A 24,649-nucleotide genomic window follows, 5' to 3' on the forward strand; every position below is an offset into this window, starting at 1 on the left:
AACAACGAGCCATGGCGGGGCGAGAGGCGGGGGCCTGGCAACATCAACTCGACGACGTACGACGGAAAGGCCCCCGTATGCCCGGCGAAGCCGACTTCATCGATCTGCTCCCCGACCCCGAACTCCGGTCGGACCGGCTGCTGTTGGGCATCCGCCACTTCGACGAACCCTTCCTGGTCACCGTCTCCCTCTCCCAGGGCCTGGGCTCCAGCGACCTGTGGCTGGACCGGGGCAGGGCGGGCAAGACGCGGCTCGCCGAGTTCCGGCGGATCGGCGACCGGGTCCTGTTCGCCGTACGCAACAAGCACTTCCTCACCTCCGGCGACGAGGCCGCCGTACGGGCCGGGGACGAGTCGTTCGCGCTGTCCGTGGTGTGGAGCGGGCCCGTGCTGCGGGAGGAGAACGGCGCGGTGGTCGTCGACGCGACCGGCCTGGTCGTCGCCGACCACGACCGGGTCGCCGAGCATCTGCACGCACATGAGCAGGGCGACTACACGATCGACGAGTCCGCGAGCCTCCCGCTCGTCGCCGACAGCCGCACCGGGCCGCGCGCCGTCCGGCTGCCCGCGCTCCTCACCTTCCGGGGCCCCGGCCGGGGCGGGGCGGTCCAGGCCGTGGCCGCCGACCCGCGCGCGATCACCGTCGTCCAGCAGCTCAACCTGATGCGGCTGCCCGCGAACCCGCTGCCCGTCCGCCGCTACCACCCCGCCTCGGGCGGCTACGGCATCGGCTACGCCGACCACGGCCTCGTCGGCGGGGCGGGCACCCAGGTCAGGTTCCAGCCTCGGTTCCGTGCCGAACCGGGCGGCGATCCGATCGTCTTCCAGGTGGACCCGGCCGTCCCCGAACCTTTCCGTTCGGCGGTCGTCGAGGGCGGCAACTGGTGGCAGCGGGCCTTCGCCCGGATCGGACTCCCGGACGCCTACCGGGTCGAGCCCGGAGGCACCGGCTTCGACCCCTACGACCCCGACGTCAACGGCGTGGTCTGGGTGCACCGGGCCGGCCGTGGCTGGTCCCTCGGGCAGGGGCTGACCGACCCGCGCACCGGCGAGATCCTGCACGCCCGGGTCCGGCTCGGCTCCCAGCGCGTCGAGCAGGTCCGCGCGCTCGGCGAGGCCCTCCTCGCTCCCTACGGCCGCCCGGACGAGGCCGAACGGCTCGCCGCCGTCGAGGAGTTGGTGCTCGCCCGGCTCCGCCAGCTGGCCGCGCACGAGATCGGCCACGCGCTCGGCTTCATGCACAACTTCGCCGGTACGGGCCACCCCGAACCGTCCGTCATGGACTACCCGCACGCCCGCATCCGTGTCACCGAGGAGGGCGAACTCGACCTCTCCGCCGCGTACGGCACCCAACTCGGGCCGTGGGATCACTACTTGGTCGCGCACGCCTACGGACGGTTCGGCGAAGGTGAAGCCGGGGGCGAGGAGGACACCGCGCTCGCCGCACTGCGCCGCGCAGCCGCCGAGGCCGGTCTCACCTACGTCTCCGACGAGGACGCCCAGGGCCCGCACGCCGCGCACGCCGACGCCGTGCCCTGGGTGAGCGGATCGGACGCCCTCCAGTCGCTGGAGACGATGCTGCGGGTCCGCCGTATCGCCCTGGACGGATTCTCCCGCGGAGTGCTGCCGCCCGACCGGCAGACCGGTGAACTGGAGGAACGCGCCGCGCTTTTGCACCTCCTGCACCGGCACGAGGTGGCGGCCGTGGCCCGGCTGGTGGGCGGGGTGCGCTACGCGTACGGCCTCGCGGGCGAGGCGGGCCGGGGCGCGGAGGCCGTCGACGCGGCCATTCAGCACACGGCACTGACCCGACTCGCCGAACTGCTGCGCGCCGAACAACTCGCCCTGCCGCACGCGGTGTTGGACACCCTGACCCCGCCCGCGATCCGCTACGGCCGGACGGAGCAGTACCTCGACACGGGCGCCGGACGGATCTTCGACCCCTTCGAAGCCGTACGGGCCGCGACCGCCCTGGTGACCCAGCAGTTGCTGGACCCGGCCCGGCTGAACCGGGTGGCCTGGCAGCACGCGGCCGACCCCGCTGTGCCCGGTGTCGCCGACCTCGTCGACGCGCTCCTCGCCGCGACCTGGCGCCGTAGTGACCCCGTGCCCGGGGAACTGCCCGGCGGGTCCGCCGTGCAGCACGCGGCGGACTGGACCCTCCTGAACCACCTGCTGACCCTGCTCGACGACACCGCGCTGCACACTCCGGTGCGAATGTCGTTGCGTGGTGCCGTGCGGCGGCTGGCGACGGAGCTGCGCTGCCAGGGCGATGAACAGGTCCGTGAGGCTGGGGAGTTGATCCGCGAAGTCCTCGCAGAGCCCGGCTCGGTACGGCTCGATCCGCTGCCCCGGGTGCCGCCGGGCGCGCCCAACTGAGAGGCCGCTATCGGGCTCTGCGGCGGCCGGTGGTCGAACTCGGGCCATGGCGACCGCTGTTGGTCACCACGGCCCGGGGCGCGGAGTCCCGTGGGGTGAGGGCCGGATCCGCTCCCTTGTCAGCGGTCTTCGGGGCGATGGGATGCCGGGCGAAGGAACGGTCCCAGTTGCCCTCGCCCATCACCAGCAGCGGGTCGAACATCACGACGACCCCGGCCAGCAGCAGGAAGATGACCGGGCCCAGCAGCATGGGCAGCAGCAGCGAGGTGGCCGAGTCGCCCGTCCAGGCCCCGCCGGTGCTGTGCAGATGGACGCTCACGGCGGCCATGGCCGTGTAGTGCATCCCGGACACGGCCACGCCCATCACCAGGCTGGCGCCCAGGCTCGCGAGGAAACCCCGGATGGAGACGGCCGCCCACAGCGCCGCCGTCGCCGCGACGATCGCGATCGCGATGGAGAGCGCGACCGTGCTGGTCCGGTACTCGATGGTGCCGTTCAACTTGAGGGCCGCCATGCCCAGATAGTGCATCGCGGCGACCCCGAGGCCGGTGATCACACCCGCCGCGGCGAGCGTGCCGGTGGTGGCGCCGCGATACCCCACGGCGAACACCCCGACGGCGACCATGACGATCGCCACGGCCAGACTCAGCACCGTGAGGCCGACGTCGTAGCCGATGCGGGTCTCCTCGACCTGGAAGCCGATCATCGCGATGAAGTGCATCGTCCAGATACCGCTGCCGATGGAGGTCGCGCCGAGCGCGAGCCAACCCGCCCTCCAGGAATGTTCGTTGTGCAGGGACCGCACCACGCAGCGCAGTCCCAGAGCACCTCCCAGGCAGGCCATCAGATAGGCCGCCACCGGAGTCACCGCACCGTAGCGGAACCCGTCGATCGTGCCTTGCATGAGCCAACTCCCCCCAGAGTTCTGGCTTCCTGTGGGGGGAGTATGTACGAATCGGGGGCGGGTCGCGCACCGCTTTCACATCTGCAGTTGACGAAGTCTCCACTTTCAGGGATCACTTGAGGCGCATCGAGGGCGATACGCGGACAGATGTGGTCAGGCGGTCAGGGCTGTTGCGGCTTCTCGCGGTCGATGAACTCGTTGGCCTTGTCCTGCGCCATGTCGACCTGCTTGGCGTGCTTGCCGCCCGTGCGTTCGTCGATCATGTCTCCCGCGCGGTCCACGCCCTGCTTGGCCTTGTCGGGGTGCTGACCCAGCATTCCCTTGACCTTTTCCATGAACGACATGGGTGTCCTCCTTCGGACGTGCGTTGGCCCTCCCAGCATCCCCCGCGTTCGCGCAAGCCGCATTTCGGTGCCGTGCGTCAGGCGGGCACCAGCGGTTCGTGTCCGTCGGTGGCGCGGGCATCGCGGGTGCGGGACACGGCGAGCGCGAGCGCTTGGAGGACCGCTCCGGTCAGGCCCACGGACAGGGCGAACCGGTAGCCGACGTGGTCGGCGAGGAGCCCGCCCAGGGGTGCCCCGATCGCCACCGTTCCCCAGTTGAACGAGCGGATGGTGGCGTTCATCCGGCCCCGCAGCCGGTCGGGCGTGACCGCCTGGCGGTAGCTCATCTCCACCGGGCTTTCGAGCGAGATCGCGGCGGACACCACGAAGAAGGCCGCCGACACGGAGACCAGTGCCCACGGCCCGCGATGGGCGAGGACCAGCGGCAGCCAGCCGATGGCGGCGACGAGCCGGCCCGCGATCAGCGTGGCACCGACGTCGAACCTCTTCGCCGCCCGTCCCGAGCACGCGCCGCCGAGCACTCCGCCGAGCCCCGCGCAGGCGTAGGTCACGCCCAGACCGAAGTCCCCGATCCGCAGGTCACGCAGCGCGAAGACGACGAAGACCGTACTGACCACGGTGTTGAAGAGGAGCATCAGGTGCGAGGTCAGCGCGATGGACGCCAGGGTCCGGTGCCGGTAGACCCAGGCCACCCCCTCCCGCAGCTCGCCGAGGAGACCGCGCCGCGCGCCCCGGTCGGGTACCGGATCATGGGCGCGCACCGAGGTGAGCAGCAGACCGGAGGCCAGATAGCTGGCCGCGTCCACGAGCACGGCGAGTGGTGCGCCCAGGAGCTTGATCAGCACGCCGGCGATCAGCGGTCCGGTCGATCCGGCCACCGCGTCGGCCTGTCCCACCCGGGCGTAGCCCGCGTTGAGGAGTTCTCGCGGGACCAGCTGCGGCACATAGGAGTGGTTGGCCGCGTCGAAGAAGAGACAGAGCACCCCGAAGGCGAAGACGCACGCGCACAGGGTGGCGATGTCGAGCCGGTCCAGTGCGTACAGCAGCGGAATCGCGCCGAGCAGAGCGGCCCGGCCGAGATCCATGGCCACCATCACCGGCTTGCGCCGGCACCGGTCCACCAGGACCCCGGCCACGAGGCCGAAGAGCAGGTAGGGCGCCCAGCGGGCCGCGTTGACCAGGCCCACCTCGGTGGCGGACGCGCTGAGCGTGACGGCGGTGAGGATCTGCAGGGCGAGCCCCGACACCTGGGAGCCGAACGCCGAGACGGCGGAGGCGGTCCAGAAACGTGCGTACCCGGGAACATCCACCAGACGCGGCATGATCGGACCGTACCCGGCGAGAAGCCGCCGTCACCTTCGGGGATCGCAAGTGGCTTGTCCGCGACGCCGGTTGGGCCGGGTGACAGAGGGAAAACCCTTGAGTGCCCCCACCCTGCGTGACATGGACGGGTCAACGCTGTCATCCTCCACGCAGTTACCCCACGGATCCTCCATGGATCGGTCAAAGTTCGGTCGGCCCCGCACAGCTCAGCTCTCCCGGACAGCAGACCCGGCTGTCCGGTCTGTCACCGGCCGCGTCCGCGGCCGTCGCAGGAGGAGTACGAGTGAGACGCATCCCCCGCAAGCGGACCGCGGTTGGAGCCCTGATCTCCACCGCCGCGCTCCTCGCCGTCGGCATCCAGTCGGTTCCGGCGAGCGCGAAGCCCGCGTCCCCCCACCCCAGCCCGCTGCGCACCGGCAGCCTGGAGGCCAAGCTCACCCCGGCGCAGCGCACGGCCCTGGTGAAGAGCGCCTCCGCGAACAGCACGAAGACCGCCCGCACCCTCGGCCTCGGCGCCCAGGAGAAGCTGGTCGTCAAGGACGTCGTCAAGGACAACGACGGCACGGTCCACACCCGGTACGAGCGCACCTACGCCGGTCTGCCCGTCCTCGGCGGCGACCTCGTCGTGCACACCCCGCCCGCCGCACAGGCGACCGGCACGGTGAGCGCGACCTTCAACAACAAGCACACCCTCACCGTCCCCTCCACCACCGCGTCCGTCGCCAAGTCGGCGGCCGAGACCAAAGCGCTCACCACCGCGAAGGCCCTCGACGCCAAGGCGCCGAGCACCGACAGCGCCCGGAAGGTCATCTGGGCCGGCGACGGCACGCCGAAGCTCGCCTGGGAGACGGTGATCGGCGGCTTCCAGGACGACGGCACCCCGAGCCAGCTGCACGTCATCACCGACGCCACCACCGGCAAGGAACTCTCCCGCTTCCAGGGCATCGAGACCGGCACCGGCAACACCCAGTACAGCGGCACGGTCTCGCTGAGCACCACGCTGTCGGGTTCGACGTACCAGCTGTACGACACCACGCGCGGCGGTCACAAGACGTACAGCCTCAACAACGCCACGTCCGGCACCGGCACCCTGATGACGGACGCGGACGACGTGTGGGGCACCGGCGCGGGTTCCAACACCCAGACCGCGGGCGCCGACGCGGCCTACGGCGCCCAGACGACCTGGGACTTCTACAAGAACACCTTCGGCCGCAGTGGCATCAAGAACGACGGCGTCGCCGCCTACTCGCGCGTCCACTACAGCACGGCGTACGTCAACGCCTTCTGGGACGACAGCTGCTTCTGCATGACCTACGGCGACGGCTCGGGCTCCACGCACGCGCTGACCTCGCTGGACGTGGCCGGCCACGAGATGAGCCACGGCGTCACGTCCAACACCGCCGGGCTCAACTACACCGGTGAATCAGGCGGGTTGAACGAGGCGACCTCCGACATCTTCGGCACCGGCGTCGAGTTCTACGCCAACAACTCGACCGACGTGGGCGACTACCTCATCGGCGAGAAGATCGACATCAACGGCGACGGCACGCCGCTGCGTTACATGGACAAGCCGAGCAAGGACGGCGGCTCCGCGGACAGTTGGTACTCGGGGGTCGGCAACCTCGACGTCCACTACTCGTCCGGTCCCGCGAACCACATGTTCTACCTGCTCTCCGAGGGCAGCGGCACCAAGGTCATCAACGGCACCACCTACACCAGCACCACCTCCGACGGAGTGGCCGTCGCCGGTATCGGCCGGGCCGCGGCCCTGCAGATCTGGTACAAGGCGCTGACGACGTACATGACGTCCACGACCAACTACGCCGGGGCCCGCACCGCCGCGCTCAGCGCCGCCGGGGCGCTGTACGGGACAAGTTCCGCGCAGTACGCGGGAGTCGGCAACGCCTTCGCCGGCATCAACGTCGGCAGCCACATCACCGTGCCGACCAGTGGTGTCACGGTCACCAACCCGGGCAGCCAGTCCTCCACCGTCGGTACGGCGGTGAGCCTGCAGATCGCGGCCAGCTCCACCAACAGCGGCACCCTGACGTACGCCGCGACCGGACTGCCGACCGGCCTGTCGATCAGCTCCACGGGCGCCATCACCGGCACCCCGACGACGGCGGGCACGTACAGCACCACCGTGACCGTCACCGACAGCACCGGGGCGACCGGTACCGCGTCCTTCACCTGGACCGTCAGTTCCAGTGGCGGGGGCGGCAGTTGCACCTCGACGCAGTTGCTGGGCAACGCGGGCTTCGAGTCGGGCAACACGACCTGGACCGCGACCAGTGGGGTCATCACCACCGACACCGGTGAAGCGGCCCGCACCGGTTCGTACAAGGCCTGGCTCGACGGATACGGCTCGACCCACACCGACACACTGTCCCAGTCGGTGACGATCCCCAGCGGCTGCACGGGGACCACGTTCACCTTCTACATCCACATCGACACGGCCGAGACCACCACCAGCACGGCTTACGACAAGCTGACGGTCACCGCCGGATCGACCACCCTGGCCACGTACTCGAACCTCAACGCGGCCACCGGATATGTCGCGAAGTCCTTCAGTCTGTCGGCCTTCGCGGGGACCACGGTCGCGCTGAAGTTCAGCGGGGTCGAGGACTCCTCGCTCCAGACCAGCTTCGTGATCGACGACACCGCCGTCACGACCAGCTGATCCGCTTCCCCTGTTCCGTCCGGCACCCCGCACGCGCCCCCAGGCGTGCGGGGTGTTCCGGTCTTGTTCAGCTCAGCGGGTCCAGCGTCAGGTAGGCCTGCTGCGGGTTCCCGTCGTTCACCAGGGACTCCTGGGCGCCGACGTCGTCGAACGCGAACGCGTACGCCTTGCCGTCGGCCATCTGCGCGTGGATCTTGCGGGCGTAGTGGTTGGTCACCACGTCCTGGTAGAAGTTCGCCGTGGTGGTGTCCGGCTGGTTGGGGTTGACCAGGAGCGTGGAGCGGTTGTAGCCCGCGCACAGCGTGCGCGAAATCGGCCCGCGTACCAGGTCGTTGGGGGCGTCGAGGTACTTGTAGCAGCCGAAGATGCTGGCCGCGTCCGGCTTCTGGAAGGTGGTGACGACCGCACCGGAGCTGTTGGTGAAGTTCATGACGTTGCCCGACACCCGGCCGTAGTACTTCGTGTTCGGCTGGTCGGCGAACGGCGTCACGGTCAGGGTCGATGACGAGTACTTCGACCAGACGCGGTTGATGTAGTCGTCCATGACGGTGGTGGGCAGGGCGCCCGTCTCAATGCCGTACGTCGGTGAGAGCGCTCGCAGAACCGTGCCGTCCGACCGGGTCTGGATCAGGTTGGCCCAGCCGCCCGGCTGTCCGCGCAGCGCGTTGAAGAACCCGGTGTAGCCACCCGACTTGAGGTGCCCGGTGCTGGCCGTGCTCCCGTCGGACCGCTGCACCCCGACCGCGTACGGCGCGGAGAACATGTCCACCTGGGTGCTGTTGATCCACAGCCCGGAGTCGTTCAGCGTGTACTCGGACCAGTTGAAGAGGATGTCGCGGTTCGGGTCGGTCGGGTTCTGCACGGCCGGCTGCACCAGGCCGCCGGTGGTCAGCTTGAACACGAGCTTCTGGCCGTACGAGAAGTAGATGCGGCCCGAGAACTTGGGGATCCGGATGGTGGTGGACTGTCCGGCCGCCGGGCCCGCGATCGACGCGTCCGGTGCCGGGGTGGGCGGGTTGCCGCCGGCCGGCCAGGCGTGGAACGTGCCGGCCGCGTCGGCCCAACCCTGTTGGCCGGTGGCCAGGTTGGTGCCCAGGTTGTAGATGTAGACCGCGTCGCCGCGGCCCGAGTTGTTGGTGATCTTCAGCGGGATCGTGGCGGGCACCGCCGCGTCCGCCGTCAGCGGTGTGGCCAGCGCGAGCATCGTGGCCACCGCGGTCGCGGCGCCCAGTCGGCGCAGGATTCTGCCGAGCACTACTCACCTCCGTGTGGGGGGTGTACGAGAAATTGGTCCGTACCTGTGTGAGAGCGCTCTCAGAGTCGCGCCGAGGCGGGAGCATGTCAATGAGTTGAACGAAAGGTGCCCACGGCAACTCGCGTCGTGGGCACCTGGATTGAATCAGTGAAAGCGGTCTGTCGATCAGCACGTACGGTTCAGCAGGTCGAGCAGCGCGACCCGGTGACGCTCGTCGGCCTCCGCGTTGTACGACGACGTGTCGGCCTGCGTGTAGCCGTGCTGCGCGCCCGGATAGACCTCGCAGCGGTGCCGGACGCCCGCCGCGGTGAGCGCGTCGTCGAACCGCTTGATCTGGTCCTCGGGCAGCGAGGGGTCCTGGTCGGCGTGGCCGAAGTACAGCTCGGCGGTGATGTGTTCGGCGGCCAGGTGCGGGCTGTTCGGGTCGTCGGTGGCCAGCCGTCCGCCGTGGAAGCCGCCCACCGCGGCCACCCGGTCCGGGTGGGCGCCGGCGGTGTAGAGCGCGAGGCGGGCGCCCATGCAGTAACCGGTGATCGCGACCGGCCCGTCGGCGACCACGGGGGACTCGGCCAGCCAACGGAGATAGGCACCGGCGTCCCGCTCGATCAGATCGGGCGTCAGCCCCATGATCAGCGGACCGACCTTCTGGAAGATCTCCGGCCGCGCCTCGGGATCGATGAACTCCGGCAGCTCGACCACCGGCGCGCGACCGTGCCGGTAGAACACGTTCGGCACGAGGACCGTGTAACCGGCCTCGGCCAGCCGGTCGGCCATCGACTTCAGGTGCGGACGCAGTCCGAAGGCGTCCTGGTAGAGCAGCACGGCCGGACGGGGGCGCTTGTCACCGCGATGCACCAGATAGGCGTCGGCGATGCCGTCCTCGGTGCGGATGTCCACGGCTGTGCCCTGTACGGCGGTCATGGCGGGGGTGCCTCCCAGCGGTTCGGCGCCGGGCCGGCTGCCGACCCGGAGCGGCATGTTCCGATCATCGTGGCACGCCTGCCCGAGGCCCCTTCGCCGGGGTCACTCGAAGCGGGAGACGTCCCCCGCGCCCTTGCGGACGATCTCCGCCTCACCACTGGAGAAGTCGATGACCGTCGTCGGTTCCGTGCCGCAGTCCCCGGAGTCGAGCACCGCGTCGACCACGTGGTCGAGCCGGTCCTTGATCTCCCAGCCCTGGGTCATCGGCTCCTCCTCGTCGGGCAGAAGCAGGGTGCTGGACAGCAGCGGCTCGCCCAGCTCGGCCAACAGCGCCTGGGTGACGACATGGTCGGGGATGCGCACGCCCACGGTCTTCTTCTTCGCGTTCAGCAACTGCCGCGGCACCTCCCTCGTCGCCGGGAGGATGAAGGTGTAACTGCCGGGCGTGGACGCCTTGATGGCCCGGAACACGTCGTTGTCGATGTGCACGAACTGGCCCAGCTGGGCGAAGTTCTGGCACACCAGCGTGAAGTGGTGCCGGTCGTTCAGATGGCGGATCGTACGGATCCGCTCCATGCCCTCACGGTTGCCGAGCTGGCAGCCCAGCGCGTAACAGGAGTCGGTCGGATACGCGATCAGCGCACCCGACCGCACACTGTCCGCGACCTGCGAGATGGTGCGAGGCTGCGGGTTGTCCGGGTGCACGTCGAAGTACTTGGCCACCCGCCGAGCTTATGCCGTACGGCCACGGGTCGCCGCGCGGGCCCTCACGTCACCCGAATCGCACGGGCGTACCCCGGCGAAACCGGGGAAGCCGACAAGTGCGCTCGGGGCTCTCCCCCGAACCCGGGCAGCACGGCTCCGCCTGCGGCTCCCCTCCGAGGCCGCGGCGGAGCCGTTCCGGCGCCGGGTGTGCGAGCGGCTGTACGGATCCACCGGCGGTGCTCAGCCGTGCAGCCGTACCGGGATCTCCTGCCAGCCGAAGGCGATGAAGGACGGCACCTGGCGCAGAGTCTCCGCACCGACGGCGAGGCGGGCGTCCGGGAAACGGTCGAAGAACGCGGGCAGCGCGGTCAGGGCCTCCACGCGGGCGAGCGGCGCGCCGATGCAGCGGTGCACGCCGATGCCGAAGGACAGGTGGTCGTCGGCGCCGCGGGCCGCGTCGAAGACGTCCGCGTCGGGGCCGTAGTGCGCGGGGTCGAGCCCGGCCGCCGCGTACGTGGTGATGATGGCGTCCCCGGCCGGGACGGTGATGCCGCCGACAGTGAGGTCACTGACCGCGAACCGGAGCGGCAGTGAGGCGATGGACGGGTGGACGCGCAGGGTCTCGTCCACGACCGCGTCCCAGGTGATCTTCCCGGAGCGTACGTCCGCGAGCTGCTCGGGGCGCTTGAGCAGGGCGACGATCGCGTTGCCGATGAGATTGACCGTCGTCTCGAAGCCCGCGCCGATCACCAGCAGCAGGGTGTACAGCAGTTCCTCGTCGCTGAGCCGGTCGCCGTCCTCGTCCCGGACCCGGATCAGTTCCGTGGTCAGGTCGTCGCCGGGGTGCTCGGTGCGGTGGCCGATCAGCGCGGGCAGTACGGTGCCGATCTGCTGCTGGACGAACGCCGCGTGCTCCGGGGTCGGGTCGGAGGTGTCCATGATGGCCGCTATCAGCCGCCCGGTGTCGGCCACCAACTCGTCCGGCACGCCGAAGAGTTCACAGATGATCCGCATCGGCAGGGGCTGGGCGAGCGCGGCCCTGATGTCGACCACCTCGGTCTCGTCGGCCGCGGCCGCGGCGAGCAGTTCCGCCGTGATCGTCTCCACCCGGGCCCGCATGGCCTCGGTGCGCCGGTGCGTGAAGCTCGGGGCCACGAGCTTGCGCAGACGGGCGTGGTCGGCACCGTACGTGGAGAGCATGTTGACGACGCCGATCCAGCCCAACACCCAGCCCCAGGAGGGGTGTTCGCCCATCTCGGGCCACAGGCGCCAGTGCAGCCGGGGGTCCCGGCTGACCTGCGGGTCGAGGATCAGTTCCTTCAGGACGTCGTAGCCGGTGGGCGCCCAGGCGGGGATGCCGCCGGGCAGTTCGACGGGCACGATCGGGCCGAGGGCACGCAACTTGGCGCTCTCGGCGGCCATGTCGGCGCCGAACGGGTCGAGGACGATGCGGTCGGACACGGTCACGACGGGTCTCCTGGCTGGTCGGGGGAGCGGGGGCTGAACCGCACGGGCAGCGACGTGAGCGAACGATGGAAGGGGCCGGGCCGCCAGGTCAACTCCGCACGCGGTACGACGGGTTCGAGGTCGGGCAGCCACAGGGTGAGCCGCTCGATCGCCTCCGTCGCGATGAGCAGCGTGTGCCGCTTGACCGGGCAGGCGTGCGGACCCGCCGACCACGACAGGTGCGAGGCGTCCTTGGGATGCCGGCCGCTGACGACCTCCTGCTCGGCGAAGTGCGCGAGCGCGCCGTACGAGACGACGACCGGGATCGCCGGCCTGATCCACGTGCCGTGGAAGGTGACGGGCGAACGGGCGTAGTGGATCCCGTAGTTGGCGAGCGGGGTCTCGTGGTGCAGGACCTCCACCACGGCGTCCATCACCGGGCGGGCGCCACTGGTCAGCGTGGAGCAGTAGACCGAGGTGCCGAGGATGCGGGACAGGGCGTTGGACACCAGGTTCGCGGTCGGCTCGTGCCCCGCGCCCAGAGTGAGGAACACCTGCCAGGCGACCTCCTCCGGACTCAGCCCGGCCGGATGGTCCAGGAGCCAGCTCGTCAGGTCGTCGCCGCGCGACTCCGCCTTGGCGGCGATGAGTTCGAGGACATAGCCGCCGAACTCGGCCTCGCCCTCGGCCGCTCGGTCGCCGCCCTCGATCATCATGCCCAGCGCCCGGTCCAGCCGCTCGCCCTGGCTGTCGGGCAGTCCGAACAGGCTGTTGAACACCAGCGCCATCAGCGGCCGGGCGAACTCGCCCACCAGATCGGCCTGTCCGCGCGGCCCGATCCGGCTCACCAGGACATGGACCGCCCGGTGCACGCGGGCCCGCAGGTCGTGCGGTTCGATCCGGTCGAAGGCGTCGATCAGCGAGGCACGGTAGCGGACGTGCGCGGCGCCGTCCGCGAACAGGGAGTTGGGCCGCCAGCGCATCATCCCGAGGACCGGCGAGTCCTCGGCGACCGTCGACTCCCACGGCCGGGGATCGTGCGAGAACGTCACGGTGTCACGCAGTAGTTCCAGCGCGGCCCGCCGCTCGGTGACGACGTACGCCGGTACGCCCGGGGCGAGTTCGGCCCAGCCGACCGGGCCCTGGGCGCGCAGGGCGGCGTAGTAGCCGTAGGGATCCAGCGCGAAGCCGTCCTCCCACAGCCGGACGGGTCGGGTGGGGGAAGAAGTGGTCACCGGTGCTCCGGGGGGTCGCGGTCGATCAGGTGCTGGACCAGGGCGAGCAGCGCGTCGATCGAGGAGTTCGCGTCCCGGGCGTCGCAGGTCACCAGCGGGGTGTCCGGCGCCAGGTCCAGGGCGGCGCGCAGCTGTTCGTCGGTGTGGTGCCGGGGCGCGTCCGGGAAGGTGTTGAGGGCGACGGTGTACGGCAGCCCGCTCTCCTCCACCAGACCGAGCATGTCGAAGGAGGCGTCGATCCGGCGGCCGTCGACCAGGACCAGCGCCCCCAGCGCGCCGTGGGAGATGTCCTCCCACAGCGCCCGGAACCGCTCCTGGCCGGGCGTCCCGAAGAGGTACAGCACGATCCCGCCCGGCAGGCTGAGCCGCCCGAAGTCGATGGCGACGGTCGTCGTCGACTTCTCCCGCACGCCATCGAGATCGTCCACATGGACGGACGCCTCGGTGAGCTGCTCCTCGGTGTGCAGCGGCCGGATCTCCGACACCGAGTCGATCAGGGTCGTCTTGCCCACCCCGAACGGACCCGCGATCAGGATCTTCACCAACTCCTGGGCGGTGTCCGGCAGATGGATGCCACTAGTCGTGCTTGAGGGCGCGTAGGCCATCGGCCACTCTCTTCAGCAGGTCGGGGTCGAAGCGTTCGGCGGGCGGGATCGGGGCGCGGGCGAGCACCAGGTTCCGGTCGAGGAGACCGGCGGCCAGGACCCGGACGGCGGAGACCGGCAGCTCCAGCAGGGCCGCCGCCTCCAGCACCGTCAGCGAACCGCCGTACAGGGCGTCCAGCAGGGCGAGTTGGGCCGCGGGCAGCCCGGCCGGCACGGGCTCGCCGCTGCCGGAGAGCACCGTCAGGCGTTCCAGTTGCGGGCGGCTCGGCCGGGCCACCCCGCCGGTCGACAGATACGCGGGGACCAGAGGACGGCCGCCGCGGCGGCCCGTCATGCCGACGCGCCGCCGTCAACTCCCCGCGGAGCGGCGGCCATCGTCTTCTCGCCCAGCCGCGCCACCTGCGAGTGCACCCGGTGCGCGAGCAGGTCGAGCCGCACCTCGGTGTCGCCGTAGGCCGCCACACAAGTCCCGTGATCCGTGGGGACGATGAGCACGTACCCGTGGTCCGACTCGATCACCACCTGCCGGATCTCGGCGTCCTCCCGGTCGGCGAACGCCGCCGCGGCGGTACGGCACGCCCCCTGCACCGTGCTGGTGATCGCCGCCACCCGCTCGCCCGAGGCCTGGGACAGCGCGTCGGTGTACCCCCGCACCAGCCCGTCCCGGGTCAGCAACACCGCGGCCACCACATGCGGCACCTCCAGGATCGGATCGAGCACCCATGCCATGTCGCCCCCATCGCGGCTGGTCATCTAGCCGCTCCCCCCTCGTAGTCGTTCCCGTGTTTCTTCTGATCGAGGTCGCGCACCGCCGGCCGCGGTCCTACGGACTCTTCGTCCACGGCGCTCGCGGCGCCCTCATTCGCGGCGCGCGCGGCGGCGGTGCCGGACTGGAGCGCGCCGAGCGCGGCGGCGGCCTGCTCCGGGCGCCACTCCGGCTGGGCCGGGGCGGACTGGGTGTCCTGGGCCGGACGGGCGCTCCGCGCGTTCGCGGCGGCGACCGCGGTGCGGCGGCGCCGTCGCGGGAGTCCGCCGGCGTCGGGCAGGGCCTGGTGACCGGGCACCTCGGCCGCGGCCCGTTCGTCGCGTTCGGAGCCGTAGGAGTGGGTCGGGGCGGGTGCGGGCGCCCGGGTGGGAGCGGGGGCCGGGCGGGTGGAGCGCGGGGCGCCCGCCGCGGGAGGCTGCCGCTCGGGGTCGATCCGGCTCAGGAGGTGGCTGTCGACGCGCAGGACCGCGCGGACACCGCCGTACGGGGAGGGCGAGGACACGTCGACACCGAGGTCGAACTGCCGGGTGAGGCGCCCGATCGCGGCGAACCCCATGCGCGGCGGGTCGCCCAGGTCGGTGAGCAGGACCGGGTCGGTACCGGCCACCGTCCGCCGGGCGTGCTCGCGCTCGTCCGGGGTCATGCCCACGCCCGCGTCGTCGACGGTGACACAGACCCCGTGATGGACGTGCTCCAGATTGACCACGACCTCGGTGTCCGGGGCCGAGTGCCGCAGCGCGTTGTCGAGGAGTTCGGCGACGATGATCGCGACCGGTTCGACGGCGTGCGAGACCAGCGCGGTACCGGTTTCCAGGTGGTTGTGCACCCGCACCCGGTGGTACCCGGCGAGCCGGGCCTGCCCGCCGGTCACCGCCTCCACGAGGTGCGAGTCCTCACGGGCGAGCCCGACCCAGGCCCCGCACACGACGGCCGTGACCTGCGCCCGGCGCAGCGACTGCTCGTTCTCGTGGTCCAGCATGAACAGGGTCTGGGCCAACTCCGGGTCGTCGTACCGCTGTTGGAGCGCGCGCAGGGCGTCCTGCAGGCGGTACAGCGCGGCCTGGATCTCCCGGGTGGCCCCGCGCATCCCGGCCTGCGCCGCGGCGTCGATCCGGGTGCGCTGCGCGGTGAGTTCCGAACGCACCGTGCCCAGCACGTTTTCGAGGGCGATCCCGAGGGGCGAACCGATGAACTGCGGCTGCGCAGGTCCCGGCACGGCCACCCGCGGATGCGTCAACTGGCGGGCGACGGCCGGAATGCGCTGGACGGCGAGATGCTCGACCTCGGCCTCCAACGCCGCCTGAACGCCGACCAGTCGGTCCCGCAGTTCCGCGATCTCCGCGCGCTGTGAAGCACGTTGACGCCGCGATCGCAGCAGTCCGGCGCCGAGCGCCAGCGCGGACAGCGTGCCGGCGGCGAGCGCGCCGGTCACCAGGTCCGGTAATTCGGTCATCGAATCGAGTCCAAGAAGAGTCGGGCAGGGCTGGGTTCGAGCCCCTGAGGCGGGGTGCCCGGAGCACAGTACACACCGTCATCGACCGCTCTCGCACGGTGTAGCGGGAGTTCCCTCCGAAACTGACAGGCCTCTGTTCACTTCTGCGTCAAGTGTCTGAAATGGCTTGTGGGGAAAGGGAGTTGAGTTGCCGGCGGATGACGCATCGGGCGCGAGGACGGAGCGGTGCGGGGGGTGTCGCGGGCCCGCTGCACCGATCGGGCCGCGCGATCGGACGCGCGCACGAATCGATCGTCGCAACAGCAGATTCCGCGGCAGACTCTTGCCCTTGCGATACTTTCAGTCGTATCGTCCGGACATTCCGTCGCCGACACCACCGGGGTACCCCATGGACCGCACTCGCCTCCAGGACCTGCTCGCCCGGGAGAGCGCCGAGGCCGAGCGGCGCAATCCGCGCTCGAAGGCCGCCTACGCCCGTGCCGAGCATCTCTTCGGGCGGGTGCCGATGACCTGGATGAACAAGACCGCCGGAGCCTTCCCCCGCTACCTCGACACCGCCCGGGGCGCCCGCGTCACCGACATCGACGGCCACGAGTACATCGACTTCGGCCTCGGCGACACCGGAGCCATGGCCGGCCACTCGCCCGCCGTGGTCGCGGAGGCGGTGCGGCGCCGGTTCGCCGAACAGGGCGGCGCCACGGCGATGCTGCCCACGGAGGACGCCGAGTGGGTCGGCGCGGAACTCACCCGCCGCTTCGGGCTCGCCCGCTGGAGCTTCTCGCTGACCGCGACCGACGCCAACCGCTGGGCGATCCGGCTCGCCCGGGCCGTCACCGACCGCCCCAAGATCCTGGTGAACAGCTACAGCTACCACGGCAGCGTCGACGAGTCGCTCATCGTCGTCGGGCCGGACGGTCGGGGTCAGGCCCGCCCCGGCAACGTCGGCGCCCCCTGCGACGTCACGCTCACCAGCCGCGTCGCCGAGTTCAACGATCCCGCCCAGCTGGAACGGGAGTTGGCGCACGGCGATGTCGCAGCCGTCCTCATGGAGCCCGCGCTCACCAACATCGGCATCGTGCTGCCCGAGCCCGGCTACCTGGGCGCCGTACGCGAACTCACCGCGCGCCACGGTACGTTGCTCATCATCGACGAGACCCACACCTTCTCCGCGGGACCGGGCGGCTGCACCGCGGCCTGGGACCTCGAACCCGATCTGCTCACCATCGGCAAGGCGATCGGCGGCGGCATCCCGGCCGGTGCCTACGGCCTCTCCGTCGAACTCGCCGACCGGTTGCTCGGCCGCGCCGATCTGGACCTGGTCGACATGGGCGGGGTCGGCGGCACCCTCGCGGGCAACGCGCTCTCCGTCGCCGCGATGCGCGCCACGCTCGAACACGTCCTGACCGACGAGGCGTTCGCCCACATGGCGAAGTTGTCCGAACGTTTCGCGGCAGGTGTGCAGGAGGGAATCGACGCCCACGCGCTGCCCTGGACGGTGAGCCGCCTCGGCGCCCGCAGCGAGTACCGCTTCGCCTCTCCGGCGCCGCGCACCGGCACCGAGTCCGAGGCGGCGGGCGACCCGGAGTTGGAGGACTTCCTGCACCTCTACCTCGCCAACCGGGGCATCCTGCTCACCCCGTTCCACAGCATGGCGCTGATGTGCCCCGACACCACCGAGCAGGACGTCGACACCCACACCCGGGTCTTCGCCGACGCGCTCGCCGAACTTGCCGTCTGACACAGGGAGTTGGAGAACAGGCACGTGGACGACATCGACCGGGCCATCTTGCGCGAGCTGCAGACCGACGGACGTATCGCCTACGCCGACCTCGGACCGAAGGTCGGTCTGTCGGCGTCGGCGGCCCGGCAGCGGCTCCAACGCCTCCTGGATTCCAAGGCCGTTCAGGTCGTCGGGGTGACCGACCCGATGGCCATGGGCGGCCAGGCCATGGCCATGCTCGGCATCGAGGTGGACGGCGACCCGCGTACGGTCGCGGACGAACTCGCCCTGCGCGACGAGGTGGTGTACTCCGTGCTCACCTCCGGCGGCTTCGACCTGTTCGCGGAAGTGGTCACCCCGGGACCACGCGACCTGCTGGACTTCGTCAACGACGTGGTGCGGCCGGTCGAAGGGGTCAGGAGCGTGCAGTCGTTCCCCTACTTCGGCATCCACACCCACCGGTTCCTGTGGGACGTGGGATGACCGCCCTCTGAACACGGGCCCGAGATGCCGGAGTGATCCCGTGGGCGTCTAATGGGGATGTCGGAAATGTCCCCTGGCGGAAAAGGCCGAGGTCATGGCGCCCACGGAATCCAGTGCAGGGGGCAGCGGGACCAAAGCCAAGGGGGTGCTGCGGCGGCTGGGGGAGTGGTGCGCCCGGCACTTCGTGATCGTCATCGTCGCGTGGCTCGTCGCGCTGGCCGCACTCCAGGTCCTCAACAGGTCCTTCGGGGGCGACTATTCGGACGACTTCTCGCTCAACGACGTACAGTCCCACCACGGCCAGCAGGTCCTGAAGGAACACGACCCGGCGGCCGGCGGCTACGGCAGCCAGATCGTCCTCCACGACAAGGACAAACAGCTCACCTCGCTGAGCTCGCAGATGTCCGAGACGGTCGGCGACCTGCAGAAACTCCCGCACGTCCTGTCGGTCCAGAACCCGCTGCCCCAGCCCGGAACACAACCGCCGACGTCGACCGGTCCGAACGTGGGACCCCTGTCGTCCGACGCGAAGACCGGCTACATCACCATCCGCTTCGACGTCCAGCCGTCCACTCTCGGTGACGGCTACCTCCACGGCGTCGACAACTCCGTCAAGCCGCTGCGCGCAGCCGGCGCCCAGGTCGAGTACGGCGGACCGCTCGGCGAACTCGCCCGGCCCGCAGCCGACGACCGGGTCAGCGAACTCATCGGGTTCGCCGTGGCGATCGTCGTCCTGCTGATCGGCTTCGGCAGTGTGATCGCCGCCGCGATGCCTCTGGTGACCGCGCTGATCAGTGTGATCGGCGGACTCGCCTGCCTCGGACTGCTGGCCGCGGCGTTCACCTTCGCGACGGTCTCCCCGACCCTCGCGACGATGATCGGCATCGGCGTCGGCATCGACTACGCCCTCTTCCTGATCACCCGTCACCGGCAGAACCTCATGAACGGCAGCGATCCCGTGCGCGCCGCCGGACAGGCCACCGCCACCAGCGGCCGGGCCGTCCTCGTCTCCGGCTGCACCGTGATCATCGCGCTCGCCGGACTCTTCGTCTCCGGCGTGCCCTTCATCGGCAAACTCGGACTCGCCGCCGCCGTGACGGTCGTGTCGGCGGTCGTCGGCGCGCTCACTCTCGTGCCCGCCCTGCTCGGGCTGATCGGCAAGCGGATCGACCGCTACCGGGTGCGCCGCCCGGTCGCCGAGACGGACGCCGAACCGGGCGCCGAACCCACGGGCACCTGGCACCGCTACGCCCAGCGCGTGGAACACCGGCCGTGGACCTTCCTCGCGGCGGGCATCGCGACCGTGGTCGTCCTCGCCATCCCGGTCTTCTCGATCCAGCTCGGGCATATCGGCGACGGCGCCGACCCCACCTCGTTCACCGACCGCCGCGCCTACGACCTGATGACCGACGCCTTCGGACCCGGCTCGAACGGCCCCCTCACCGTCGTCATCGACCAGACGTCGGTCCCGTCCTCCCAGCGCCAGAACCTCACCACCCAGGCGCAGAAGACCCTCGACGGGGTACAGGGCGCCGCCAAGGTCACCCCGCTGACGACCACCAAGGACGGCGACGTCCTGGTCGGCACCGTCTACTCCAAGCAGTCCCCGCAGAGCGCGAGCACCACCGACCTCACCAACCGGCTCGTCCACGACACCCTCCCGGACGCGGTCTCCGGCACCTCCGCCAAGGGCTACGTCACCGGCACCACGGCCGCCCAGGTCGACTTCCGCGACATCGTGTCGAGCCGGCTGCCCCTGATCATCGGCGTGGTCGTCGCCCTGGCCTTCCTGATCATCCTGGCCGTCTTCCGCGGCCTCCTCGTCGCCCTCAAGGCCGCCGTCCTCAACGTCCTCTCGATCGCGGCCTCCTACGGCGTCGTCGTCGCCGTCTTCCAATGGGGCTGGGGCGGCCCGTCGTTGGGCGTCTCCGGCAAGGTCCCCATCGAGAGCTACGTCCCGATGATGATGTTCGCGATCATCTTCGGCCTGAGCATGGACTACGAGATCTTCCTGCTCTCCCGCGTCCACGAGGCCTGGCTGCGCACCGGCGACGCCGAGGCGTCCGTCGCGCACGCCCTGGAGATCACCGCGCGCGTCATCACCTGCGCCGCCCTGATCATGGTGAGCGTCTTCGCGGCCTTCGTCCTCAGCGACAACATCGTGGTCAAGATGCTCGGCCTCGGCCTGGCCGTCAGCGTGCTCATCGACGCCACGGTCGTACGCCTGCTGATGGTGCCCGCCGTCATGACCCTGCTGGGCCGGCACGCCTGGTGGACACCCCGGTTCCTGGACCGGATCCTGCCGCACATCGACGCCGAGGGTGAGCACGAGGGGGCGTGAGCATCAGCCCTCGGGCGTCAGGACGAGCATGGTGACGTCGTCCCGGATCTCCTCCGAGTGCCGCAGCACATCGGCCCACACCCGCTCCGCCAGATCGGCCGGGTCGCCGTCGGCGAGCGCCGCCAGCCGCCCGGTGAACGGATAGAAGGCACCGGAGGCGTCCCGTGCCTCCCACACCCCGTCGGACGCCAGGAACAGCCGGTCCCCGGGCAGCAGCGGCACGGTGACCGCACCGAGCGGACCCGAGTCGGCCAGACCGAGACCGAGCGGCGTCCACGGCACGATGTCGATCTCCACGACCCGCCCCTCGCGCAGCACCACCGGAGCCGGATGCCCGCAGGCCACGATCCGCACCGCCCGCGCGTCCCCCGAGAACTCCAGCAGTACGGCCGTGGCGAACAACTCCGCGTGCGGCGACCGCGCGGAGTCCACCACGAACCTGCGGTCGAGCCGCGCCGCCACCGACTCCAGCTCCGGCCGGTCGAGCACCGCCTCCCGGAACGCGCCGAGCAGCGAAGCCACCGTCGCCACGGCCGACAGCCCGTGCCCCTGGACATCCCCCATCACCGCCCGCACCCCGAACGGCCCGTCCCGCACGTCGAAGAAGTCACCCCCGACCAGCGTCCCGCGCTGCGCCGCCCGGTACAGCCCCGCACACCGCACCCGCCCCACCCGCTCCGGCAACGGCGGCACGACGGCCCGCTGCGCGGCCTCGGCGACCGCACGCTCCAGATCGAGCTGGGCGTCGCGCCGACTCCGTACGAACGAGACGAACACGCTCAGCAAGGCGACGAAGCAGATGGTCAGCAGGTCAGTGTTGCCCGGATCGTTGAGGTGGAAGGCCGGAACAGTCAGCAGCGTGACGGTGAGGCCACCGTAGAGCACGGTGGCCACCGGGCCGTACGACAGACCGGCCAGCGGCGGAATCGCACCCAGCACAAAGCCGATGTCCAACCGGTTCGGACCCACCAGCGTCGCCACGCCCACCCCGACGACCAGCACGGCCGGCAGCACCCGCACCCACAGGGGAGCGGGCGCGCCCCGCAGCCAGCCGCGCCGGGTCGGCTCCCGGTTCCGGCGGGACACGAGACCCCGCACCATTCCCACACCACCACGCTCCTACGACGGGACCGGCCCCGCACGCCGAGCGCCAAATCGACAGATCAACTGAAAGATCCGTCAGATCGGTCCATATTCACCAATCCGCAAGGGGTGGCCGTTCCGAATCCTCGAACGTCAGGGAAGTTGGCACGGAGGACGGACGGTATGACACCAATCGCCAGGAGCGGTGCGCGGCGCAGGAGCCTCGCGACCCTCGTAGCAGGTGCGCTGGCCGCCGGGGGACTCGCAGCCGCCGGCATGACCACGCTGGAACCGGGGGCGGCTTCCGCCTCCAGTCACCGGGAGGCCCCGCTGATCTCGGGGCACCCCAAGTACGACAACACGGACGCGTACGCCTTCGTCAGTCCGGACGATCCGGCGACGACGACGATCATCGCGAACTGGATCCCGTTCGAGGACCCGGCGGGCGGCCCGAACTTCTACACGTTCGCGGACGACGCCCAGTACGACATCCACATCGACAACAACGGTGACGCGCAAGGTGAGTTGCTGCTGCGCTACACCTTCAAGACGCACACGAAGAACAAGAAGACGTTCCTGTACAACACGGGCCCGGTCACCAGCCTCGACGACCCGGACCTGAACGTCACCCAGACCTACGACATCGACCTGCTCAAGCTGCACAACCAGAGCCTCGTCTCGAAGACGAAGCTCGCCGACGACCTACCGGTGGCCCCGTCGAACGTCGGCAAGGCGTCGATGCCCGACTACGGCACGCTGCGTCAACAAGCGGTCCGTCAACTCGCCCACGGAGGGCGGACGTTCGCAGGCCAGGCGGACGACCCGTTCTTCCTGGACCTGCGCGTCTTCGACCTCCTCTACGGCGGCAACCTCTCCGAGGTCGGCAACGACACCCTCAAGGGCTACAACGTCAATTCCATCGCCCTGCAACTGCCCACCGACATGATCACCGAGTCGAAGCGGCAGCCGGTCGTCGGCATCTGGTCGACCACCCAACGCAAGAACGCCCAGGGGGACTTCGAGCAGGTCTCACGGCTCGGCAACCCGCTGGTCAACGAGGTCGTCAACCCACTGAAGGACAAGGACAAGTTCAACGCGTCCTCGCCTTGGAACGACGCCCAGTTCCTGAAGAACGTGACCAACCCGGAACTGCCGAAGCTCATGGAGGCCATCTACAAGATCAAGGCACCCGCGGAACCGCGCAACGACCTCGTCGACGTCTTCCTCAAGGGTGTCAAAGGCCTCAACCAGCCGCCCGGCGTACGACCGGCCGAGATGCTGCGCCTGAACACCTCGATCAAGCCGACCGCCGCGCCGAAACGGCTCGGTGTCCTCGACGGCGACAACGCGGGCTTCCCGAACGGGCGCCGGCTCACCGACGACGTCGTGGACATCTCGCTCCAGGTCGTCGAGGGCGAACTGGTCGGCGCCAAGAACGACTTGGGGGACGCGGTCGACACCAACGACCAGAAGTTCGGCGACTCCTTCCCCTACCTGGCCCAGCCCGTCGCCGGTTCGCGAGGCCCCCTCGCGAAGGGCACGGCCGGTGGCAACAGCGTCCGCGACCAGGTGGGCAACGCCCTGCAGCCGACCGGCTCGGCCGACGGCACGAGCAACACCGGCCTGATCGCCGCGTCGGTGGGCTCGGGCGCGGCGGGCATCCTGCTGATCGGCGCGGGCCTGGTGTGGTGGCGCCGGCGCATGCAACGGCCCAGCTGAGCGGCACGGAACGGGAGAGGGCGAGGGCCGCGCTCCCGCCCTCTCCGGCTTCAGAACGGCGTGAGTGTCAGCCGCATCCCCGTCGGTGCCGTGTCCTGCACGTACGACGCGAAGTCCGCCACGTCGTCGAAGGCGAAGCCGTAGGCCCGGCCGTCGGCGGTGGCCGCGTGCACCGCCTTCGCGTAGTGGTTCGTGAGGTCGGTGCGGTAGAACTCCGAGGCAACGGTGGTCGGTTGGGCGGAGTTCGACAGGAGCGTGGAGCGGTTGAAGCCCGCGCCGAGGACGGCCGCGACCGGGCCGGTGGTGCCGTCGTTCGGGGCGGCGAGGTTGCCGTCGCAGAACAGCACGTCCCGGGTCGACGGCTTCGCGAAGGAGACCGAGGCGGGGCCGGTGAAGGCGAACCGGTCGGCGCGCACCTGCCCGGTGAAGGCGCCGGCATTGGTGGTGACGGTGAGGTCCTTGCCGGTGTAGGTGCTCCACACCTCGTCGATGTACGGCGCGAAGTGGTCCGCCGCGAACAGGCCCGCGTCCAGTCCGTGCCCCGGCGCGATGACCCGGGTGTCTCCCACGACCAGCGGGGCGAACGCCTCGACCTGCCGTACCGCGGCGAACACCGACGCCCGCCCGCCGTCGCGCAGCGTGCCCGTCGTCTGGTCCTGTGCGCCGGTCAGCCGGATGCTCAACGGCACGCTGAACATGTCGACCATCGTCGTGTTGCAGAACATGCCCGACGCGTTGTGCGTGAACTCGGCGCAGTCGTGCAGGACTTGGTAGTTGGGGTCGGAGCTGACCCAGCCGGCCGGGTACTGGAGCGCCGGGTTGCCGTCGCCGTCCGCCACGGCCTTGAACTTGAGCTTCGCGCCGAGGGAGACGTAGATGCGGCCCGACAGGTACGGCAGCGAAATCGTGGTCTCCGCACCGGAGTCGAGACTGATCGCGTAGTCCGTGAAGCCGTCGGCACCGTTGTCCGAGAGCGCTATCGGCGCGAGTGTCCCGTCGGGGGCGACCCGCACCTGCTTGCCGTCCACGTTGCCGACGATGTAGACGTGCACGTTCGCGTTGTCGAACGAACCACTGTTGTTGACCAGCGTCAGTGGAAGCCCGCCTGCCTCGGCCCGATCGGCGTTCGTCTCCATGGACTTGGTGTCCGCGAGGGCGTGCGGAGCCAGCGCGGCGAGTGCGGGAGCGGCCACCGCGGCTCCACCGAGAGCGAAGAGGAGCTTGCGGCGGCCGAGCGTGCGCTGATGGCGGGGAGTCGGGGGAGTCATGTGGGGGGCCTCCGGGCGAG

Annotated in this window: 20 protein-coding genes; 6 read left to right on the forward strand and 14 right to left on the reverse strand. The window is 70.4% G+C overall.

Annotated elements, in window-relative coordinates:
* Window positions 1-77 precede the first annotated feature (77 nt).
* On the forward strand, window positions 78-2,378 hold the full coding sequence (locus tag ACIBJH_RS26985) for a zinc-dependent metalloprotease (protein WP_399119446.1): 2,301 nt from the start codon (window positions 78-80) through the stop codon (window positions 2,376-2,378).
* A gap of 7 nt (window positions 2,379-2,385) precedes the next feature.
* Here ACIBJH_RS26985 and ACIBJH_RS26990 read toward each other — a convergent pair whose 3' ends face one another.
* From ACIBJH_RS26990 to ACIBJH_RS27000, 3 genes are all read right to left on the reverse strand, one after another.
* The gene (locus ACIBJH_RS26990) at window positions 2,386-3,282 is read right to left on the reverse strand and encodes an MHYT domain-containing protein (RefSeq protein WP_399119447.1); all 897 of its coding nucleotides are present in this window, start codon (window positions 3,280-3,282) and stop codon (window positions 2,386-2,388) included.
* 161 nt (window positions 3,283-3,443) lie between these two features.
* Window positions 3,444-3,626, reverse strand: coding sequence for an antitoxin (locus tag ACIBJH_RS26995; protein WP_399119448.1), 183 nt, complete (start codon window positions 3,624-3,626; stop codon window positions 3,444-3,446).
* A gap of 77 nt (window positions 3,627-3,703) precedes the next feature.
* A complete protein-coding gene (locus tag ACIBJH_RS27000; protein WP_399119449.1) occupies window positions 3,704-4,948 on the reverse strand; it encodes an MFS transporter in 1,245 nt (414 codons plus the stop codon).
* A gap of 284 nt (window positions 4,949-5,232) precedes the next feature.
* Here ACIBJH_RS27000 and ACIBJH_RS27005 point away from each other — a divergent pair, with 284 nt between their 5' ends.
* Window positions 5,233-7,629, forward strand: a complete 2,397-nt coding sequence (locus tag ACIBJH_RS27005; protein ID WP_399119450.1) for a M4 family metallopeptidase — start codon at window positions 5,233-5,235, stop codon at window positions 7,627-7,629.
* A 67-nt stretch (window positions 7,630-7,696) separates the two neighbouring features.
* Here the strand turns inward: ACIBJH_RS27005 and ACIBJH_RS27010 are convergent, their stop codons facing one another.
* The 9 genes from ACIBJH_RS27010 to ACIBJH_RS27050 form a co-directional block, all read right to left on the reverse strand.
* Window positions 7,697-8,884: a glycoside hydrolase family 64 protein gene (locus tag ACIBJH_RS27010; protein ID WP_399119451.1), complete on the reverse strand. Its 1,188-nt coding sequence runs from the start codon at window positions 8,882-8,884 to the stop codon at window positions 7,697-7,699.
* A gap of 165 nt (window positions 8,885-9,049) precedes the next feature.
* Window positions 9,050-9,805: a dienelactone hydrolase family protein gene (locus ACIBJH_RS27015; protein WP_399119643.1), complete on the reverse strand. Its 756-nt coding sequence runs from the start codon at window positions 9,803-9,805 to the stop codon at window positions 9,050-9,052.
* Window positions 9,806-9,907: 102 nt separating this feature from the next.
* Window positions 9,908-10,528 (reverse strand): L-threonylcarbamoyladenylate synthase, encoded by a 621-nt coding sequence (locus tag ACIBJH_RS27020; RefSeq protein ID WP_399119452.1) that lies wholly within the window; start codon window positions 10,526-10,528, stop codon window positions 9,908-9,910.
* 222 nt (window positions 10,529-10,750) lie between these two features.
* On the reverse strand, window positions 10,751-11,977 hold the full coding sequence (locus ACIBJH_RS27025; protein ID WP_399119453.1) for a cytochrome P450: 1,227 nt from the start codon (window positions 11,975-11,977) through the stop codon (window positions 10,751-10,753).
* Complete coding sequence (locus tag ACIBJH_RS27030; RefSeq protein WP_399119454.1) at window positions 11,974-13,191, reverse strand: cytochrome P450; 1,218 nt, start codon at window positions 13,189-13,191, stop codon at window positions 11,974-11,976. Before ACIBJH_RS27030 ends, ACIBJH_RS27025 begins: the two co-directional genes overlap by 4 nt.
* A complete protein-coding gene (locus tag ACIBJH_RS27035) occupies window positions 13,188-13,796 on the reverse strand; it encodes a GTP-binding protein (RefSeq protein ID WP_399119455.1) in 609 nt (202 codons plus the stop codon). Before ACIBJH_RS27035 ends, ACIBJH_RS27030 begins: the two co-directional genes overlap by 4 nt.
* Window positions 13,768-14,130 (reverse strand): DUF742 domain-containing protein, encoded by a 363-nt coding sequence (locus ACIBJH_RS27040; protein ID WP_399119456.1) that lies wholly within the window; start codon window positions 14,128-14,130, stop codon window positions 13,768-13,770. The genes ACIBJH_RS27035 and ACIBJH_RS27040 overlap by 29 nt, the downstream gene beginning before the upstream one ends.
* On the reverse strand, window positions 14,127-14,549 hold the full coding sequence (locus tag ACIBJH_RS27045; RefSeq protein WP_399119457.1) for a roadblock/LC7 domain-containing protein: 423 nt from the start codon (window positions 14,547-14,549) through the stop codon (window positions 14,127-14,129). Before ACIBJH_RS27045 ends, ACIBJH_RS27040 begins: the two co-directional genes overlap by 4 nt.
* Window positions 14,546-16,015, reverse strand: coding sequence for a sensor histidine kinase (locus ACIBJH_RS27050; RefSeq protein ID WP_399119458.1), 1,470 nt, complete (start codon window positions 16,013-16,015; stop codon window positions 14,546-14,548). Before ACIBJH_RS27050 ends, ACIBJH_RS27045 begins: the two co-directional genes overlap by 4 nt.
* Before the next feature lie 388 nt (window positions 16,016-16,403).
* Here ACIBJH_RS27050 and ACIBJH_RS27055 point away from each other — a divergent pair, with 388 nt between their 5' ends.
* The 3 genes from ACIBJH_RS27055 (at window position 16,404) to ACIBJH_RS27065 (ending at window position 20,559) form a co-directional block, all read left to right on the forward strand.
* Window positions 16,404-17,753 (forward strand): transaminase, encoded by a 1,350-nt coding sequence (locus ACIBJH_RS27055; protein ID WP_399119459.1) that lies wholly within the window; start codon window positions 16,404-16,406, stop codon window positions 17,751-17,753.
* Between the two features lie 24 nt (window positions 17,754-17,777).
* The gene (locus tag ACIBJH_RS27060) at window positions 17,778-18,218 is read left to right on the forward strand and encodes an Lrp/AsnC family transcriptional regulator (protein ID WP_317887292.1); all 441 of its coding nucleotides are present in this window, start codon (window positions 17,778-17,780) and stop codon (window positions 18,216-18,218) included.
* Between the two features lie 94 nt (window positions 18,219-18,312).
* The gene (locus ACIBJH_RS27065) at window positions 18,313-20,559 is read left to right on the forward strand and encodes an MMPL family transporter (protein WP_399119460.1); all 2,247 of its coding nucleotides are present in this window, start codon (window positions 18,313-18,315) and stop codon (window positions 20,557-20,559) included.
* Window positions 20,560-20,562: 3 nt separating this feature from the next.
* Here ACIBJH_RS27065 and ACIBJH_RS27070 read toward each other — a convergent pair whose 3' ends face one another.
* Entirely contained in the window at window positions 20,563-21,660 is a 1,098-nt protein-coding gene (locus ACIBJH_RS27070) for a PP2C family protein-serine/threonine phosphatase (protein ID WP_399119644.1), read from the reverse strand.
* Between the two features lie 165 nt (window positions 21,661-21,825).
* Here ACIBJH_RS27070 and ACIBJH_RS27075 point away from each other — a divergent pair, with 165 nt between their 5' ends.
* Window positions 21,826-23,361 (forward strand): DUF4331 family protein, encoded by a 1,536-nt coding sequence (locus tag ACIBJH_RS27075; protein WP_399119461.1) that lies wholly within the window; start codon window positions 21,826-21,828, stop codon window positions 23,359-23,361.
* A gap of 50 nt (window positions 23,362-23,411) precedes the next feature.
* On the opposite strand, the gene ACIBJH_RS27080 is transcribed toward ACIBJH_RS27075, so the two are convergent.
* The gene (locus tag ACIBJH_RS27080) at window positions 23,412-24,629 is read right to left on the reverse strand and encodes a beta-1,3-glucanase family protein (RefSeq protein WP_399119462.1); all 1,218 of its coding nucleotides are present in this window, start codon (window positions 24,627-24,629) and stop codon (window positions 23,412-23,414) included.
* Window positions 24,630-24,649 lie beyond the last annotated feature (20 nt).

The organism is Streptomyces sp. NPDC050548, assembly GCF_044457385.1.
Taxonomy (GTDB): Bacteria; Actinomycetota; Actinomycetes; order Streptomycetales; family Streptomycetaceae; genus Streptomyces.